The 17,740-nt window shown below is 39.1% G+C and carries 15 protein-coding genes; 11 read left to right on the top strand and 4 right to left on the bottom strand.

All coding sequences use genetic code 11. The features are described 5' to 3' along the window. Positions 1-85 precede the first annotated feature (85 nt). Complete coding sequence (locus tag BMZ78_RS00290; protein WP_093226984.1) at positions 86-1,855, top strand: adenine deaminase C-terminal domain-containing protein; 1,770 nt, start codon at positions 86-88, stop codon at positions 1,853-1,855. Positions 1,856-1,927: 72 nt separating this feature from the next. Here the strand turns inward: BMZ78_RS00290 and BMZ78_RS00285 are convergent, their stop codons facing one another. Then, positions 1,928-2,737, bottom strand: coding sequence for an ABC transporter ATP-binding protein (locus tag BMZ78_RS00285; protein ID WP_093226982.1), 810 nt, complete (start codon positions 2,735-2,737; stop codon positions 1,928-1,930). A gap of 346 nt (positions 2,738-3,083) precedes the next feature. Between BMZ78_RS00285 and BMZ78_RS00275 the strand changes: the two genes are divergently transcribed. After that, complete coding sequence (locus BMZ78_RS00275) at positions 3,084-4,430, top strand: O-antigen ligase family protein (RefSeq protein WP_093226979.1); 1,347 nt, start codon at positions 3,084-3,086, stop codon at positions 4,428-4,430. A 47-nt stretch (positions 4,431-4,477) separates the two neighbouring features. Here the strand turns inward: BMZ78_RS00275 and BMZ78_RS00270 are convergent, their stop codons facing one another. Next, positions 4,478-5,230, bottom strand: a complete 753-nt coding sequence (locus BMZ78_RS00270; RefSeq protein WP_093226977.1) for a carbohydrate-binding protein — start codon at positions 5,228-5,230, stop codon at positions 4,478-4,480. Positions 5,231-5,550: 320 nt separating this feature from the next. On the opposite strand from BMZ78_RS00270, the gene BMZ78_RS00265 reads away from it, so the two are divergent. Together BMZ78_RS00265 and BMZ78_RS18645 are read left to right on the top strand one after the other, a co-directional pair. Continuing rightward, complete coding sequence (locus BMZ78_RS00265) at positions 5,551-6,453, top strand: DNA-3-methyladenine glycosylase family protein (RefSeq protein WP_093226975.1); 903 nt, start codon at positions 5,551-5,553, stop codon at positions 6,451-6,453. A 37-nt stretch (positions 6,454-6,490) separates the two neighbouring features. Further along, entirely contained in the window at positions 6,491-6,640 is a 150-nt protein-coding gene (locus BMZ78_RS18645) for a hypothetical protein (RefSeq protein ID WP_175482212.1), read from the top strand. Between the two features lie 184 nt (positions 6,641-6,824). On the opposite strand, the gene BMZ78_RS00260 is transcribed toward BMZ78_RS18645, so the two are convergent. Both BMZ78_RS00260 and BMZ78_RS00255 read right to left on the bottom strand, forming a co-directional pair. After that, positions 6,825-7,763, bottom strand: a complete 939-nt coding sequence (locus BMZ78_RS00260; protein WP_093226974.1) for a mechanosensitive ion channel family protein — start codon at positions 7,761-7,763, stop codon at positions 6,825-6,827. Between the two features lie 52 nt (positions 7,764-7,815). Continuing rightward, the gene (locus tag BMZ78_RS00255) at positions 7,816-8,793 is read right to left on the bottom strand and encodes a metal-dependent hydrolase (protein ID WP_093226972.1); all 978 of its coding nucleotides are present in this window, start codon (positions 8,791-8,793) and stop codon (positions 7,816-7,818) included. Between the two features lie 171 nt (positions 8,794-8,964). On the opposite strand from BMZ78_RS00255, the gene BMZ78_RS00250 reads away from it, so the two are divergent. The 7 genes from BMZ78_RS00250 to BMZ78_RS00220 all read left to right on the top strand — a co-directional run bounded on the left by BMZ78_RS00250 (position 8,965) and on the right by BMZ78_RS00220 (position 17,674). Next, positions 8,965-9,321, top strand: coding sequence for a hypothetical protein (locus BMZ78_RS00250; protein ID WP_093226971.1), 357 nt, complete (start codon positions 8,965-8,967; stop codon positions 9,319-9,321). Further along, positions 9,294-10,391: an A/G-specific adenine glycosylase gene (mutY, locus tag BMZ78_RS00245; protein ID WP_093226970.1), complete on the top strand. Its 1,098-nt coding sequence runs from the start codon at positions 9,294-9,296 to the stop codon at positions 10,389-10,391. Before BMZ78_RS00250 ends, mutY begins: the two co-directional genes overlap by 28 nt. 142 nt (positions 10,392-10,533) lie before the next feature. Further along, a complete protein-coding gene (locus BMZ78_RS00240) occupies positions 10,534-12,039 on the top strand; it encodes a VanW family protein (protein ID WP_093226969.1) in 1,506 nt (501 codons plus the stop codon). A 486-nt stretch (positions 12,040-12,525) separates the two neighbouring features. Further along, the gene (locus tag BMZ78_RS00235) at positions 12,526-14,469 is read left to right on the top strand and encodes a VanW family protein (RefSeq protein ID WP_093226968.1); all 1,944 of its coding nucleotides are present in this window, start codon (positions 12,526-12,528) and stop codon (positions 14,467-14,469) included. A 296-nt stretch (positions 14,470-14,765) separates the two neighbouring features. Then, positions 14,766-16,184, top strand: coding sequence for an aminodeoxychorismate synthase component I (gene pabB, locus BMZ78_RS00230; protein WP_093226966.1), 1,419 nt, complete (start codon positions 14,766-14,768; stop codon positions 16,182-16,184). A 234-nt stretch (positions 16,185-16,418) separates the two neighbouring features. Beyond that, on the top strand, positions 16,419-17,123 hold the full coding sequence (locus tag BMZ78_RS00225; RefSeq protein ID WP_093226965.1) for a hypothetical protein: 705 nt from the start codon (positions 16,419-16,421) through the stop codon (positions 17,121-17,123). A gap of 128 nt (positions 17,124-17,251) precedes the next feature. Then, positions 17,252-17,674, top strand: coding sequence for a GNAT family N-acetyltransferase (locus BMZ78_RS00220; RefSeq protein WP_093226963.1), 423 nt, complete (start codon positions 17,252-17,254; stop codon positions 17,672-17,674). Positions 17,675-17,740: the final 66 nt, after the last annotated feature.

The raw sequence follows: 17,740 nt of genomic DNA, 5'->3' as shown, positions 1-17,740 counted from the left end.
ACAGACAGCTATATCTTATACGGAGGATAAATAATTCAAGTATCGAAAGTATATAGGAAAGATCCAAGTGATAGGGGGGAATGTTGTGTTGATACGATTCACACAGGAGGAACAACAATATCTATTGGAAGTGGCCATGGGAAGAAAAAAGCCGTCTTTACTCATTACAGGTGGAACTGTTTTAAATGTTTATACAGGCTGTCTGGAAAGAAAAGATATCGCTTTAGCTGGACGTCGAATCGCTTATATAGGGGATTTGGGACAAAGCGGTTTGGACATCGATCATACAGTGGAAAAGCTTGATCTTACCGGATATGTGCTAGTACCAGGGTACATTGAACCGCATGCGCATCCAACCCAAGTGTATAATCCGTTCACTTTTGTTGAAAAAATTTCGACATTGGGAACCACTACGGTTATCAACGATAATCTCTTCTTTTTTTCGATGTGGGATTTAGATGAAATATTCCATTTATTGGAACAACTGGATCAGTATCCTGTGAAACAGTTTTGGTGGACTCGCCTGGATTCACAAAACTATTTGGTGGAAGAGAAAAAGGAGCTGTTTTCACTCGAACGAGTCAAGGAACATTTGGCTCATCCACTGGTTGTTCAAGCTGGTGAGCTAACAGACTGGCCGCCATTACTTGCAGGCGACTCAAACATGCTTAAATGGATTTATACAACCAAACGATTGGGAAAAAGAGTTGAAGGGCATTCACCAGGAGCGTCCTATCGTACTTTATCACGCTTGGCAGCTGCAGGGGTTACGGCTGATCATGAAAGCATTTCCGTTGATGAAGTTTGGAATCGCTTGCAATTGGGTTATATGACAACCCTTCGCCATAGTTCGATTCGACCTGATTTGCCTACATTGATAAAAGGATTATTACAAAAAGAAAGAGTGCCTTGGCATCGCTTGATGTTAACGACGGATGGGGCAACACCTCTTTACTTTAAGGAAGGTTTCCAGGATTATGTCATTCGTTTGACCATTGAACATGGCTGTGACCCCATTCATGCTTATCAGATGGTCACCATTAATCCTGCGAATTATTATCGGCTGGATGAGCATATTGGAGGATTGGCTCCTGGCCGACTGGCGGATATCAATGTGTTAGCTTCTTTACAGGAACCTACTCCTGTGATGGTGATCGCTGAAGGAGAAATGGTGGCTAAAGGAGGTGTTTTAACTCGATCATGGAACAGAATGGACTGGTCGAAGTATCGAAGAACCAAATGGGGAAGTGACTGGCGGCTGCAAGAATGTGATTTGCCTTTGCCACCGGTTCGCAACCATTTGGCACCAACGATTGAAATGATCAATGTTGTGATTACCAAACTGTCGGAAGAACCGCTGGATGTGGAAGAGGGGTGGATCAAGTGGCGAACAGAAGATGATCGTTTACTGGTTTATCTAATTGACCCAGCAGGAAAATGGATTTCTTCTGCTGTATTGAAAGGGTTTGGTCGAGGAATTGATGGATTAGCCTCGAGTTATAATGGATCTCATGACTTGCTCGTAATCGGACGGAATCGCAATGCGATGGTACGGGCAGCCAATCATATATTGGAACAAGGCGGGGGCATTACCTGGGTTCAAGATGGAGAGATTGTTTTTCATCTCCCTCTTCCAATTAATGGTTATTTGAGCATGGATTCAGTGGATCAGTTGATAGAGCAATTGGAGCCATTTATGAACAGACTGCGTGCTTTTGGATATGCCTTTTCGGATCCCATTTACACATTCCTCTTTTTGTCTTCGACTCATTTGCCCCAGGTTCGTCTAACAGCAGATGGTTTGTTACGAGTGAAAGAGAAAAAGATTGTATATCCATCAATCAAAAGGACATAAGTCGCTATCAAATGAATCATGGCAAAATGGAAAAAGGGGACAATGAATCGTTGTAATCGTCCCCACATTTTATTAACTTGCAGACAAAAGCAAGTTTCTTCCTTTTCCATGTGCTATACATAAAGGAGTTCCAAAAATCGGATCTTCAGTTATTTGACAATGAAGATCAAAGACCTCCCGTACCATCTGTTCGGTTACGATATCTTCCGGTTTTCCTTCAGCATATACCGTCTGGTTGCGTATGGCAATGATATGGTGAGCATAGCGGCAAGCCAGATTTAAATCATGAAGAACCATAACAATGGTGCGTCCTTCTTTTTCATTCAAATCAAAGAGCAGATCCAAAATTTCAATTTGGTGTGTCAGATCCAGATAAGTCGTAGGCTCGTCCAATAGTAAGATGTCTGTGTCCTGGGCCAGGGTCATGGCGATCCAAGCACGTTGACGTTGTCCTCCAGAGAGGGAGTCAACGGAACGATGGGCTAGATCGGACATTTGTGTCACTTCCAACGCCCATTGAACCTTTTCTTCATCTTCTTTGGACCATTGTTTTAGCCACGTCTGGTAAGGATAACGTCCTTGTTTTACCAATTGGATAACAGTAAGTCCTTCTGGTGCTTCTGGACTTTGGGGTAAAATCGCTAACTGTTTGGCCAATTCTTTCGTTGGCTGTTTCGAGATCTCTTTTCCATCCAATAATATGGCTCCCGTTTGCGGTTTTAACAGACGGGCCAGTGAACGTAACAACGTCGATTTTCCACAGCCATTACTTCCGACCAAAACAGATATTTTCCCTTGAGGAATGGTGAGATTGAGCTCTCGAATAATGGTCGATGCTCCATAAGATAAAGTTAAATTTTTTGTTTCCAGTCCTTGTGACAAGATGATCCCCTCCAGATGTGGGTCAAAAAAGTACCTGTCAACGATTTGCTTCTGATCTCATTTTATGAAAATCATTCTCAATCGTCAATGAGTATCATTCTCTTTAATGGAGAAAAAACGGGCAATGTTGCAATAAAATGGATGGAAACGGGTAAAAAGAAAATGCCGTTTTTCAAAAGGGGCAGGATTTTAATAGAGGTGGTGGAGAAATTGACATATATCGGAGTGTTAGTCAGGATCAGGGATAATAGGAAATCTCATATTACATAGCCTGCCTTGCCCTTTTTTATGGTAATCGCTATAATACTATAGACATTTTTATATTAAGTAAAGGGAGTTTATACTCTTGAAACCGAACATCACAAGAAAGTGGGTTGTAGGATTAACTAAATTGCTATTTTTTTCGATTTTGTTTACTCCTTACTTACCACCTGTTTTTTTGTTTTTTATTGGAATTATTACGTTTTTTATTTATAAAGAGCGTTGGTTTGTGAATCGCTGGCCTGAAAAGATTTTTTTAAGCTTTCTGCTTCTTAGTGCGGTCAGTTGGTTATTCAATCCAAGTTGGTATACGATTACCACGGAGCCTGTACCCATACAAGCTTTTCCCGTAGGAATTATTCCTGTTTTTTTATTTGGGTTTTATTATCTTTTAACGATTTGGTTGAAGCGGATCGTTTGTTGGTCTTTTGAAGATGTAAAAAAGATGTATTTACAGTTTTGGTTAAGTGGATTATATGTTGTGGCGATTGTTTTTCTTCAGCAGCTGGACTGGACTCATTGGCCTGATTCATGGTTAAAAGATGTGTTACAGTTTTACAAGGAATTTCAGTGGCAGTCTGAAAACACGAGTCGCAGTGTTGGGACCACGGGAAACTCCAATATTACGGCAGCATTATTAATTTGTTTTGCTCTGATGAGTGTTTATTCTTTATTTATTTTGCGAAAAAGATGGCAGAAGATCACAACTCTCGCTATTTTCTTTTTGTTTTGCTATGCCATTTATGTCACAGGTTCACGTGGTGCATGGATTGGTTTGGTCGCTGGATTATTTGCACAAGTATGGATGATGGGTTATCGAAAGATTACGCTAGGCATTTCTTTTTCTTTGGCTGGCTTGGTGGTTCTATTTCCAAACCTGATTCCACGATCAGAAACCATGATGTCTACTTTCCAGGCTCGTTTAAAAATATGGCTGGTGGCTTTGGAGATCTTTAAAGAGAATTGGTTACTTGGAACGCTTCCACTGCACTTTGGAGAACTCTTTCGTGAAAAAACGGGAATGGCTGTATATCATGCGCACAATGTATTTGTTGGGATTGCTGTGGAATTTGGGATCATTGGTTTGAGCCTGTTTATGACATTAATTATTGTGACCATCATCAAGGCACGATCTTGGCGCAAACAGACAAAGAGCAAAGAGGAAAAATGTTTAGCAGGTATGCTTGTTTCGTTAATCATTGCTTTGCTGGGACATGGGTTGTATGATTATCCATTACTTACACCACAAGTAGGCCTCATTTTTATGCTTAGTATCATTATGATTCATTTATTGGCGGAACGTGTGGAGAAAAATCAGACAAAGGGGAATACAGGACAAAACCTATATCCACTAAAACTCATGGTACCGAAGTCCTTGTCAGCTGTTATTATGGGAGTAAAGAATGTTTTTAAACTAAAAAAAGAGGGCTAGATCAAACAGACTAGCTCTCTTTTGCCATATATGGATCATAGGGGCTTTTAAGATTCGACCTCATTCCACGGATTGATTAAACCAAAGAAAATAAATTGTCCTGGTGGCGTATTTTTATTTAACATGGTAGCTTGATATATTTTTCCGTTATAGAAAACTTTGTCTCCGGCTTGGTACCATTTCCCTTTTTGCCAAGCAGGTATTTGCGGCAAATTGGGCTTTGGATTTTCTGAAGGATTGGGCAGGTTTGGTTTCTCCGGTTTTTTCGGTTCCTCCAGTTTGTCAGGTTTTTCTGGTTTTGTTGGTGGTTCTGTCGAAGGTTCCTCTTTTGTTTGATCAGGCTGTTTGGAAGGTTTCTCCAAATCAGATGGGGTGGATGGATTGCTACTGCTACTTTCAGACCCATCATTTTTAACGGAAGAGCCTGTTTGACTCAAATCCGTTTTAGATTCATCTGAATTAGAGGAAGATGAAGTCTGTGTGGTTTTATTGCCTGTGTCGCTCGCCTTCATATCATTATCTTCAGCAAGATTTTCTTCTGGTTCTGGAGTTGTTGGTGGTGTATGGTTTGGATTGGATTGATTGGATTTAGCAGCATAATTGCTTTTTGTCTCATCCTGACTTGGTTGCATTGCATAAATAACGCCGGAAACCATGAATAGTAAAGCTATTACACCAAATCCAATAAACCACTTCGGTGAATGCTTTTTATGTCGCTGCTTCCTGCTAGGAAGTGGAGGAGTAGGGATCACTGGTTTTGAGTTTTTGGGTCTCACCGATTTACCCTGTTTTTGTTTCATAGAAGTCAGAACCTCCAGTTGTCTCTTCTTGGAATTTAATCATAGCATAGATAAGAAAAAAATCAATAAATATAAATATTCTAATCATATATTTGTTAAAATGAATCAAATTATGTCCAGAAAATCTTTTTGTATTTTAATTATATACATGTTCTATTCAATAAGAGTCTAAAAATATTTTTACGAAGGGATTATTGCCCGTTTTATTAAAATTGACGAAAAAGTAAAAATAAAAATGTGAAGTTGATGTGATTCATTGAACTTACAGTAGGATAGAATCATAAGTTTATATGATATAATGTGAAAAGGTGTGAAGATCATTGCTAAAGGTTCCATTAAAGTATCCCTATTCTTTTGCGCATACAACCAAACGCTTGCATCTCTTTGCAAAGACAAGCTATGTCTGTAAGGAACAGGTGTTTTATCGTGCAATACGATTGTGCTCAAGTGTGGTAGTGATAGGGGTTTCTTACCTGCCAAAAGACCATGCTTTACACATAGAAGTAAATCAGCATTTAACTAAGGAAGAGCAACAAGAGCTTCTAACATGCATCAAGCATATGTGGTCAACGGAAGTCGACTTGACTCCGTTTTATAACCAGTTTACCGATGGCCCTTTGCAGCCGATTATACAGAAAAGAAAAGGACTCCATTTGGTATTGGATTCAAGTATCTATGAGTGTTTGATTAAAACGATTATTGGTCAACAGTTAAATATCTCCTTTGCAGCAACATTGGAACAGAGGTTGGTTCAGCTCGCTGGAGAAGAAATAAACTATAAAGGGATGTGTTTGCCTGTTTTTCCTGACCCGGAAAAAGTCGCGTCTCTTTGTTATGAGGATTTGCAAAAACTACAGTTTAATCGTCGCAAAGCTGAGTACATCATTGATATTTCGCGATTGATTGTGGAAGGAAAATTGGATTTGGAAGGTTTGATGGGATGTTCAGAAGAAGAGGTTATGGAGAAATTACTACCTCTAAGAGGAATTGGGCGATGGACGGTTGAGTGTGTATTATTGTTTGGGATGGGAAAACCAGACTTGCTTCCAGCAGCCGATATTGGTTTACGGAATGCAATCGCCCATGTTTTTGAATTGGATCAAAAGCCGAGTGAAGAAGAAGTGCGTAAGCTGGGCGAACAGTGGAAACCGTACCGTAGCTATGTCACATTTTATTTGTGGGATGCTATAACGGAACAGAAAATAAAAAAGAAGCAGATTTAGTTCATGGTGGTTGTAACCAATGATAGGAGGAATTGTAATGGCGAAAAAAAGAAAAAAAGAACCACGGGTAGCATCCGTTGACGCTCATGGAATCCTCGTTCGGGAGTTGAAAGGAACCTTTCTATGGTTTGCCATTGCTTCAATAGTCGCTAGTGCTCTGGCTGTCATACGATACATGTTATTTTAATCCAAAAGCCAGCCAGGAATTTTAATCAGCCACATAAGTTGCTAAAGATGTTGGCAAAATAGGGGGTTCTTTTCCGATGGAGCCATTTTTGATACAGGGGCGAAATGGAAAAGGAACCCCGACAACGAAAATAGAACTTTTTTCAATAATCAGAGCAGGTCCCATGTTTGGACCTGCTGTTTTTTTATACCTTTACTGGTTCCTTTTTTTGTGTTTGTAATTGATAAGCTTGTTCTGGATTGTAAATCACACTGCGCGTATAAGCAATCTCGATCCCATGCCGATGTAGATTCATTAATGCTTCTTTTCGCATTGCGCGTTCTAATGGATAATATGCGTCTGGGTGGCATACAGCGTGAATGGTAAATTGAACACCGTTTATATCCATATTGGTAAATTCCAATATTTGTGGTTCTTCGATTAAATCTTTTTCAAACTCTTTCCGGATTTTCTCGCATGTTTCTTCCAGAGATTGAGTGACCAGTTGAAAGTCTGCTTCAAGTGGAACGATAATTTGGGCGATGGCTCGCATCTTTTCGCGATTATAGTTGGTGACCTGGGTGATCATGCGATTGGATAGATAATGCAATCGCTGATTAAATTCACGAATCTTGGTTACACGCAAACCCACTTCTTCTACTGTTCCAGAGATTTGGTTATTAATCTGTACAAAATCGCCTACTTCAAGCTGGCGTTCAAAGATCAAAAAGAAACCGCTAATTACGTCTTTGACCAGGTTTTGAGCCCCAAAACCAATAGCCAAACCTAAAATTCCCGCTCCAGCAAGAACGGGTGCCAGATTGATTCCAAAGATCGAAAGGATGGTCAAAATGGCGATAAAATAAAGCGAATAGGTAACAATGGAGTTAATTAAGGTTCGTAAAGTCTGACCCTGATTGGTTTGGATTTTGCTGAAAGAAAAGGTTTTATCCACAACTCGCCGAATCATCCGAACCGCAATAATGGTGAGTACGATGATCAGAACGATCTCGCCAATCGGAATCAGAAGATTTCGGACGGGATCTTCTATGATATTGACTAGTAGTTTTTTTGTTTTGGCTATCAGGTTTTCTGCCAAATTGCTGTCTTGAGCCGTCAGGAAGATAGAAGAAGTAAAGAGCAAAACAGATTTCACCTCTTTTTGGTTAACATTTTGGAAAGCAGGTTCTACAGAATTAGGATAACATGTGTTGAACTTTCTTGTCTAATTGCTCTTCACTGATCCAACCGACAAATGAATCGATGATATGATAGTCATGATCAAGTAAAGCAACGGCCACGAAGGGAAAATGTTTTTTATGATGATATCGAACGTCAAACCAGCGAACTTCATATCCGTAAGAGCGAGTATATACTCTGGGATATCCATAGGAAGTGAAAGATAAAAAAGCATCAATCGGTTCCGCTTCTCTAGACTTGATGGCAGCAGGATGTTTCAGATCTTTTGTAGACAATTCTCCAGTCCAGTTGATGGTATGATCACGAATCTCTCCCATGCGAACCTTGTTTTCTTGGACAAAGACGATTTTCCAGTCGTTCCAGCGTGCGGTTGGAATCACTGTATACTTTCCAGGTTCTCCAACTTGTTTGGTGAGCCATTTCACTTTTTGGGCGTGAACCCATGTTCGCCATCCTACATAGAAGATCAAGATGAGGTAAATCCCTGCAAAAATCCAACCCGGAGATACTGGGAGAGTAGACCATAAAGCGAATCCAAAGAGATGAATGATAAATAGAAAAGGATCGAAAATATTAATGACATCCCAAGAAATCCATTTATTACAAAACGGTTTGAGTGCTTGCGTACCATAGGTGTTGAATAAATCAATAAACACGTGGATAAAAACGGCTAAAAGTCCCCATAGCCATACATGCTGCCAATTTGCTTGTGGAAAGAAAAAATTAAGAATCGCTGTTAAAATGGTCGGCCAGATAAGTAACATCGGAAGGGAATGAGTCCAACCGCGATGATTGCGAATATAGGCACTGTTTCCTTTTAAACGGTAAAGACCGTCAAAGTCAGGCATTTGTGATCCAATAGCAGTAGCAAACAGTACTGCATGGGATGTAACCGGATCAGTAGCAACAATCGGATCAAGATGAGCCAAGCCATAAAGACCGATTCCCATTACAAAATGAGTTCCTGTATCCATAAAAATCCTCCTAAATTAAAATGATTGGATGATTGATTAGATGGAGGCTGTTGACAAACCCGTTTTTTCTTTGGTTGCCTCTATGATGTATCATTGATGATTTTGAAACAGAGAAATGGTAAGCTTAACGATGAAATGGATATCTGTTAAGATACAAAAAGGTGATCCAGAATGAACTATACGGTATTTGTTGAGTATCAGATTAAGGAATCAAGCTGGGAAGAATTTCTTGCTCACATTCCTTTGATAAAACAATCCTTAAGACAGCAGGGGCCGATTCTTGACCATACTTTTTTGGAAAGCGTTGAACAACCCTATCTGGTTGTTGAAATAATTGTTGTTAATGATAAAAGATATGTGCAGCAACTAAAACAGTTGCGTACAGCCTCAGATCAAGGTATTTTATGTGAACTTGATCGGTATATTCAAGGGGGTAGAGAAAAGATTCGTATTTGGACTTTTAGCCATTTAGCTCAAGATGAAGGAGGACAACGTGGAAAATGGCTACCAGAAAATCAAAAGCCTTAAATATCGAGTATCCATCTGCAGAGACTGTACAGATCATTCAGCAATCATTACTTTCTTGGTATCAAAATGATCATCGGGATCTGCCGTGGCGTAAGAATACGGATCCATACTCCATTTGGGTATCTGAAATCATGTTACAACAAACTCGTGTAGATACGGTGATTCCTTATTATGAACGATTTATGAAACAGTTTCCCACGATTTTCGATCTCGCTCAAGCAACGGATGAGCAAGTAGTGAAAGCGTGGGAAGGTCTGGGATATTATTCACGTGCCAGAAATTTGCATGCTGCCGCAAAAGAAGTTGTCGGAAAGTATGGTGGAAGAGTACCAGATGACCTGATTACCATTTCTTCATTGAAAGGCGTAGGTCCTTATACAGCTGGAGCGATTTTAAGTATAGCTTACAATAAAAAGGTACCAGCTGTTGATGGAAATGTGATGCGTGTTTTTTCACGCTTATTTGCTCTTACAGATGATATTGCTTCCATTTCGACACGAAAGAAAATGGAAAAAATAGCAGAACATCTGATTCCCGACGATGCACCTGGTGATTTCAATCAGGCACTTATGGAATTAGGGGCTATGATTTGTACACCTACATCACCACAATGTCTATTTTGTCCTGTTCAATCTGTATGTAATGCATACCACCAAGGGATCCAAGAAGAATTACCCCGTAAGAAAAAGGCCAAACCTCCTCAGGAAGTACCAGTAGTGGTAGCCTGGATTACTTGTGATGAATATTGCGTAGTGGAAAAAAGAGAAAATCATGGACTGTTGCGAGGCATGTGGTCACTTCCTACTTGGGAAGAGATCACGGAAGAAGATGCAGTTGAATCGTTACAAAATATTTGTGCCGAAAAACAGTTGTCAATAAAAGATATAAGGATCGTTGGCAAACTGGAACATATTTTCAGTCATCGTCACTGGAAAATAACCATTGTAGCCATTCATTTGGAAAAGAAGCAGGATCAGCTTCTTTCTCGCTGGAAATGGATAAATATAGATGAATTGGAACAAATTGCTTTACCCAATGTCTATCGTAAAGCATTAGATCTGTTATTTTAACATTTTGTAATACTTTTGGAGCTCGACCTCGTTTAAAATAGAATGTGATTCTTGTTGTTTTTTCCATTTTTGCGTGAATCTATGTTGTTGAAAAATTTTTTAGACTTATTGCCATAGAATTTAAATCGAAGGAGGGAGATAGGTGGAAGGGAAAAATTCCAATAAGTCCATTCATTCCCTTTTTGAACCACGGGTAAATCATGAAGAGGTTAAGCGTACTTTATTGGAAAGAAGTATCGGTTTTGAAGATTTGAACAAAAATGAACGAAAGAGTGACGAAAATATGGATCCTTCTTTGGTAAAAGCAAAGTTTCCGATGATGCCTGAAGATACAGATGAGAACATATTTTCCGACAAGAAAAACCAATCTGTCAATAATCAAGCCGTCAAAAATCAATCATTTGAAGCACTTTCCCTGGAGAGTTTGGATAAGTGGAGCACAGATGATCTCAGTTTATTTTCTGATCCGGATGAAGAAATGGAAAAACCAGTTGGTCAAAGCAAAGTGACCCCTTTAAAAACAGTTTCGAAAACCAAACCTATATGGCCACCAAAAACTGAGGCGACTTCTCCTTCACCTGTTGTCACACCATTTCCATCTAGCCAGCAAACAGTGAAAAGTGAACCGCAGGCAGATGCTACTGTTCAAACGGGCAAATCGCTGGAACCAACTCGACCTGAGCCACTGCAGCCACCAAAGTCACCTGCATCACCTTCGGCTAACGCTGCAACGGTTCAACCTGCAAAGAAAGTATCCATTTTTTCCAGACAATCCAAGTATTTTATGATGGTTTGTATGATTGTAGGTCTGTTAATAGCAGGAACAGGGATTGCCTATGCCATAAAAACGTTTGGATTATCGGATACCGGAAAGATATTTGGAGATATGATTCGTTTCCAGGTAGGAAACGAAATTGTAAAGTTGGATTTGAAACAAGTTGGCTATGATGGTAAAAATCTTGCCAGTGTCAAAAAAGATCAGGTGATACGTTGGATTGAAACAGAAGTCAAACCTAAAGTGGAAAAACCGGCAAAGAATGCACAACTGAAAGGGAAGAAATTTGGCTCTAACGTAGAGAAAGAACAAATCGGATACAAAGTAGATATGAAACAGATTGAAAAATGGCTCAACGACTTACCTTCGCTGGTTAACAATACGAAGCAGGTGCCGCTGGTTCCCGTTAAGCCAAAATGGACTGTTCAAGACTATAAAAATGCGGATAAAGAAGAAGTGGGCACTTCAAAAAAGAAATTGGCTGCAAATGCCAATGAGCTGGAGAATACGGCAAAAAAATTGGATGGTTGGGTAGTTGACCCAGGGAAAACTTTCTCTTTGCAGGCGGTGATTGAGGAAGGGGAAAAGAAAGCCGAGGGATTCCGTACATTGTATACTGCGTTATCCTCTGCATTGATGCAGGCAGGCTTAAAGAAAGAATCTGAAGGTAATCCGTTCGATGAGTCGAAAAAGCAAGGTACTGATGATCAGTTTATCAACTATTATAACAAGCCGATTGTGATTAAAACGAGCTTAACAGATGGATCACTTGTTGTTAAAATTCTTACTGCTCCTGGTGCCCAACTGGCTCTGGTTCAGCCAGATACTCAAGAAGATACTGCACAGTTGAAAACAGAAAGTGGTTCATTTTAAAAATACAAACAGAAAAGAATTGTTGACAAACACGTCAACAAGCTGAGAAAAGTATCCATCATTGTCTGACAGAAAATCGTCCATATTTCGGACGATTTTTTTATTATGGCCTAGCTGTCTCCATTGATCAGCGTTTAATAACCGAAAAAGAAAATAATTTCCACAAACGAATAACAAAAAATTGTCCAAAATATGGAGATTTTTTATTCGTTGCATTTTGCTAGTGGTGTTTTTTTAATGTATCGATTATCATATATTGTAAAGAGCTAATTATACATATGGTAAATAACATAGTATATACAAAAGTATGGATTGAATAAAAGATCACATTGTTTTTTGTGAATGCCAGCTTGTTGCTGATTTAGATCGTGCACTCAATTTCTGTAAAATATATCAAACTTAGATATAAATTTACGGGATAATTTTGGTGTCAAATAAGGCAACAAGTTTTTTTAGATTATTTCTTTGCTGAGGGGGAGAAATCAGTTGGAAGAGAAAGAAAAAGATCAAAAAGATAAATCCGATGAAAAAGAAGAACAAAACGAAAAGAAAAGTGAAGGCGAATCTTCAATTGAAGATTCCGTAGATTTGGATGGTTTTGCTTTCGATACCGATTCATCGGATTCTTCCAGTTCAAAAGAAGCAAAGACAGAAGATACATCATCCGATATATCCTTATTTGACCAATGGAGTACAGATGAAGAAAAGAAAGTAGAAGCAAAATCAGAACAGGAGGAACAAAAGGATACAGAGAAAGAAGTAAAGAAAGAATTAAAAGAAGAAGATACCTCGCAACAAGAAGCGGATCTTTCCATCTTTGATCAATGGGGTACGGATGAAAAGGATCAAAAGGGAGAAGAGAAGTCCAAAGAGAAACAACCGAATGAAAAAGTAGTCGATTTGAAAGAGTCAGAATCAGAGAAGAAAGAGCAAGAAAAAGAAGAACAACCAGAAGAAGCAGAGAAAAAAGAAGAAGTCAAAGCTGAAGGCGATGATTTGTTATTCGCTTCGGCAGATGAAACAAAACAGGAATTGGAAGAGAAAAAGGAAGACAAAGAGTCAAAAGCTGAAGTAGTGGCTGAGGATAAACCCAAAGCGGAAGATAAGCCAGAAGCAGAAGATAAGCCAAAAACGGAAGAAAAGAAAGCATTCGATGACGTTGCCTTTTTCGAAACGGCTTTTGTACCCAAAGATGAAGCGAAACCTGCTTCAGAAGTTGCGAAGCCGGATCTACCACCCACATTTGAACCACCGAAGGTTGAAACAAGAATTGCTCCTGTTCCTACAGAAGAGAAATCTTCAGTATTTAAGCGTTCGAAGAAACTGATTGCAGGAATGGTTGCAGCTGGACTGTTGCTTTTTGGTGGAGTGGCGGCTTATCAATTTACACAGACAGAGTATTATAAAACAGATGTTCGACCCATGTTTACAGGATATAAAATCAAGCTTCAATCAGATAAAAAAACATATGAACTGGATCTAAAGTCTATCGGTTATGATGGATCCAACCCGTCGACCATCGACAAAAAGAAATTAGTGTCTTGGTTAGAAGGAATTAGAAAAGAACTGGATCAGCCAGCCAAGAATGCGAAGTTTAAAAACAAAAAAGCGGAAACCGGAATAGAGCCCGAAAAAGTGGGACATCTGGTAGACACCAAACAAATGGCTGAATGGTTCAAGGAAGAGAATATCAAAAAATTGCTCATCGGACCAAGAAAAATTCCAATGATCGAAGATAAGCCGACACTTACAGCGCAAGACTTAAAAAGCATCGATAGCCATAAAGTTGGTAAATTTACCACAGATATGGGAGCGACAGAAGGAAATCGTGTAACCAATATTCGTTTGGCTTCCAGAACCATTGACGGTCTTGTGCTACAGCCAGGAGAAGTGTTCTCTTGGAATGGTTATGTAGGAGATACTACAGCTGATAAAGGATATAAACCAGCTGGAGTTATCGTTAATAAAAAATTGGTCCAAGGATATGGCGGAGGAATTTGCCAAGTATCTACGACCTTGTTCAATGCGGTGGAAAAAGCAGGGTTAAAAATTGTAGAACGTACCGCACATAGTAAGCCAGTTGGATATGTTCCAATTGGGCGAGATGCAACCATTGCTTATCCATATACAGATTTTAAATTTATGAATAACATGGATAAACCTGTCGTGATTAAAGCAGATGCATCTACTTCTCTGGTAACCGTAGAAGTATTTACCGTACCTGGTGCCAAAACCCTGAGCAAAGAGGAATTAAAGGAATTGAAAAAAGTTCGCCAGAAAACCGAATCTTTTAGCAAGTTGATTTTGGGAATTGAGTCCAAAGAAGAAAAAGAAATTGATCTTGACTCAAAACCAGATGTGAAAGTTACCGATGACATGCAAGACGCTCCAATCGAACCAAAGGATAAAGACAATGCTAATAGTCTATAAACCGTCCGCCTGATGGACGGTTTTTTCATGCCAGCAGCGGGATTAAGATAAGTTGATATGGACATCTTTTCTGTTTCTCTCGCTCGATTAAAACGAGTAGCAGGGATGTAAACAGCCTCGAAAAAATATTCTTATCTTACTATATCTTTCTTTCAAACGAATTATGCATGATTTAGTAAATTTCCCATGTATAAATAGCATGGAAAGTAAAAGGAACAGAGATGATATACATTGTATGGCATAATTTTTGTGTTTTATACTGGGCTATGAATTTGAAATAGGAGTCGGATTGAATCATGAAGATCATGATCGAAGAAATTTCCTATCCAATACATCCGGAGAAAGTTTTTGCTTATCATTTTCAACCATCTCCATATGCCTTTTGGTTGGATGGGAACTGTATCGTCAAAGGATTGAGCCGATATTCTTTTATGGGAGCCAATCCTCGTTTCATCCTTAAAACGAATCAAGGAATCACACAACTGATCCATTCAAAAAATATGGATACATGTTCGTGTGCTCCCTTTTTAGTAATCAAACAAGTGCTGGATGATTATCAAGGAATTTCAGTAGATTCATCGCTTCCTTTTCTGGCTGGTTTAATCGGTTATTTTGGTTATGAGATGAATCAGTACAGTGAACAGGTACCCGTTCATCCTACTCTTGTACCCGAGTCGATGTGGATGTTTGTTGATCAAGTGCTCATATATGACCAAGTAGAAAAAAAAGCATGGTTGAGTCGACTGGTGATGGAAGAATCAGAAGAACTGGCAAGAAAGAAACTGGAGGAAGAGATCAAGCAAATCATTTGGGCTTCTATGCAGGATTTGGCTGATCCCTCTCTAGATGAACTGGATGATTCAGATGCTTCTTCCATGTTTGTGGCCAATGAAACAAAAGAAAGCTATCTTTCAAAAATGGAAAAACTCAAAAATTATATTGGGAAAGGGGACATTTATCAAGTTTGTTTTACTTATCAAATCACCACATCCTACGAAGAAGATCCATTTGAACTATACCGGATATTAAGACGAATTAATCCTGCCCCTTTTGCTAGTTATTTAAAATTTGAAGACTTATCTATTTTATCCTCATCCCCTGAGCGATTTTTGAAATTAGATGCACATGGCGTATTGGAAAGTCGCCCCATTAAAGGAACACGTCCACGATCGTCAGATTATAATCAAGATCAAGCATATATCCATGAATTAAAGACGAGTGAAAAAGAATGTGCAGAAAATGTGATGATTGTTGATTTGGTACGCAATGACTTGGGGAGAGTATGTTTGACTGGCCATGTCCAAGTTCCGACGTTATTAAATGTAGAATCATATGCGACAGTGCATCAACTGGTTTCTACGGTTACAGGAAAATTAAGACCGGATGTCCACCCCATTGATGCCATCCAAGCGGCTTTTCCTGGTGGATCAATGACAGGAGCTCCCAAAATCCGGGCAATGGAAATCTTGCATGAATTGGAAAATAGCGGGAGAGGGATTTATGCTGGCGGTTTGGGATATTTGGATGTGCGTGGGATGTTTGACTTGAGTATGGTTATTCGAACGATTGTCTGTCAATCAGGTCAGGCTTCTTTCCATGTGGGTGGAGGGATTGTAGCGGATTCGGTTCCAGAAATGGAGTATAAAGAAACAGAAGTCAAAGCTTATGCTCTTAAAAAAGCAATCATGTATGCCAAAACCTCCTATGTGAAATAGGAGGTTTTTTGTTGGTTATACTACTCGTGGTGATCATGAAGATTGTACGCTTCGGTTTTATAGCTATGAGTATGTATGTTCCGAATGCTTCACCTTCGAAGACCATGACGGTTCAAACATTTGATTGAAAAAATAAATCATTCAACGATTCATGTTTTATGAAAAAAGGAAGATGGGAAGAATGATGTTAGGAAGGTGGGATAAGAAATGAGGAAAGAAAAGAGATGAAAATTTGTGATAAATGTGATGAATAAAGGTTGGATTGGATGGCTATTGAAAAGTTCGGCGTTCTTTCATTTTATATCTTTTCTTTGTATTTTTTTTGCTTTAACACAAGCCACAAGCGGGTCGATCGTTAACAGATTGCTTTATATCTATGCAAACAAATCATGGGTTGTGCTTTTCTGGAGCAGTACGACGATCAGCTTATTGTTTTTGATGTTTACGTTTACCTTGCTCTTTTTTCTGATGGACTCTGCTTATCGTTTGATTTTGCAGTGTGCTTGGTTAATCTCCTTAATTGGTACTGTATCCGCTTTGATTTTTCACTTTTTTCAGATGTTGATTATGCCGACACTGTCTGAGCTATTTATCTTTCAGCCAACCATTGGATTGCTTCATCATATTCAAGACTGGGACTTTATACTGAACAAGATGAGTGGAAATTTTATCCCTCTTTGTTTTGCAATTGCCGGTTTGATTTTTAGTGGCGTTATGTTTTGTGATCGGTCTTTTTCCTTCCATCTATGTTGGTGGTCATTGATCATTTGGGTTCTGGTGTTGTTTGGCGGGCTTTCTTACCATTGGATGGAGTATAAAACCTTTTTTTGGGCGTTGATTCTTATGATTTATATCCCATGGGTATGGCAAATAAGTCAAGTTACACAAATGAGAGAAAAAAGCACGAAACAAGCTTGTGAACTTGATAATTCGCTTTAGCTCAAGAGATTGATTCAAAAATATTTATCTTTACAAATTGATAATAATCATTTAGTATATTAAAATATGCTTAAGCAATCATGTGGGGTAATTTTATTATATAACAGAAAATCGGGGAGGTAAGTTTGATGCGCCTGCGCTCTTTTCAGTTGTCTGATATTTTTGCTGTTCAGCAAATTTGGTCGATGGCAGCATCACATGAAAAAGAAAAAGAAACTCTCCGTGTATTATCAGATCAGCTTGCGCGGGATCGAGATTTGGTAATTGTAGCTGAAGCAGATCATGGAGAAGTTGTTGGTGCTATTGTGGGCACGATGGATGGGAAAAGCGGATTTTTCTATTGCTTGGCGGTTCATCCAGATTATCGGAATCAGAAGATCGGAACAGCATTGGTCAATGCTTTGTATGCTCGGTTTGAGCGGAAAGGAGTTAAACGAGTTTACATAACCGTGGATGAAGGTACAGAAAATCTGGTTCCATTTTATCGACGTTTAGGTTTTACCAATTGGTGTCATACACGTAATGAAGAGGACTTATTGGCTTTAGGTTGAAATTTCATAATTTTTCTCGCAAATCATCTGCCGAACTCGGCAGATTTTTTGTTTTTGAATGTTTTG

This window comes from Thermoflavimicrobium dichotomicum (assembly GCF_900114055.1).
In the GTDB taxonomy this organism is placed as follows: domain Bacteria; phylum Bacillota; class Bacilli; order Thermoactinomycetales; family Thermoactinomycetaceae; genus Thermoflavimicrobium; species Thermoflavimicrobium dichotomicum.
Note: the sequence above shows the minus strand (reverse complement) of the source record. Positions and strands in the feature narration are given on the sequence as shown.

Bases quoted from the DNA above. Each gene is read 5' to 3' on its own strand.
- BMZ78_RS00270 (WP_093226977.1), bottom strand. From the start codon at position 5,230: ATGAAACAAAAACAGGGTAAATCGGTGAGACCCAAAAACTCAAAACCA.
- BMZ78_RS18645 (WP_175482212.1), top strand. From the start codon at position 6,491: ATGGCGAAAAAAAGAAAAAAAGAACCACGGGTAGCATCCGTTGACGCT.
- BMZ78_RS00255 (WP_093226972.1), bottom strand. From the start codon at position 8,793: ATGGATACAGGAACTCATTTTGTAATGGGAATCGGTCTTTATGGCTTG.
- BMZ78_RS00250 (WP_093226971.1), top strand. From the start codon at position 8,965: ATGAACTATACGGTATTTGTTGAGTATCAGATTAAGGAATCAAGCTGG.
- mutY (WP_093226970.1), top strand. From the start codon at position 9,294: ATGGCTACCAGAAAATCAAAAGCCTTAAATATCGAGTATCCATCTGCA.
- pabB (WP_093226966.1), top strand. From the start codon at position 14,766: ATGAAGATCATGATCGAAGAAATTTCCTATCCAATACATCCGGAGAAA.
- BMZ78_RS00220 (WP_093226963.1), top strand. From the start codon at position 17,252: ATGCGCCTGCGCTCTTTTCAGTTGTCTGATATTTTTGCTGTTCAGCAA.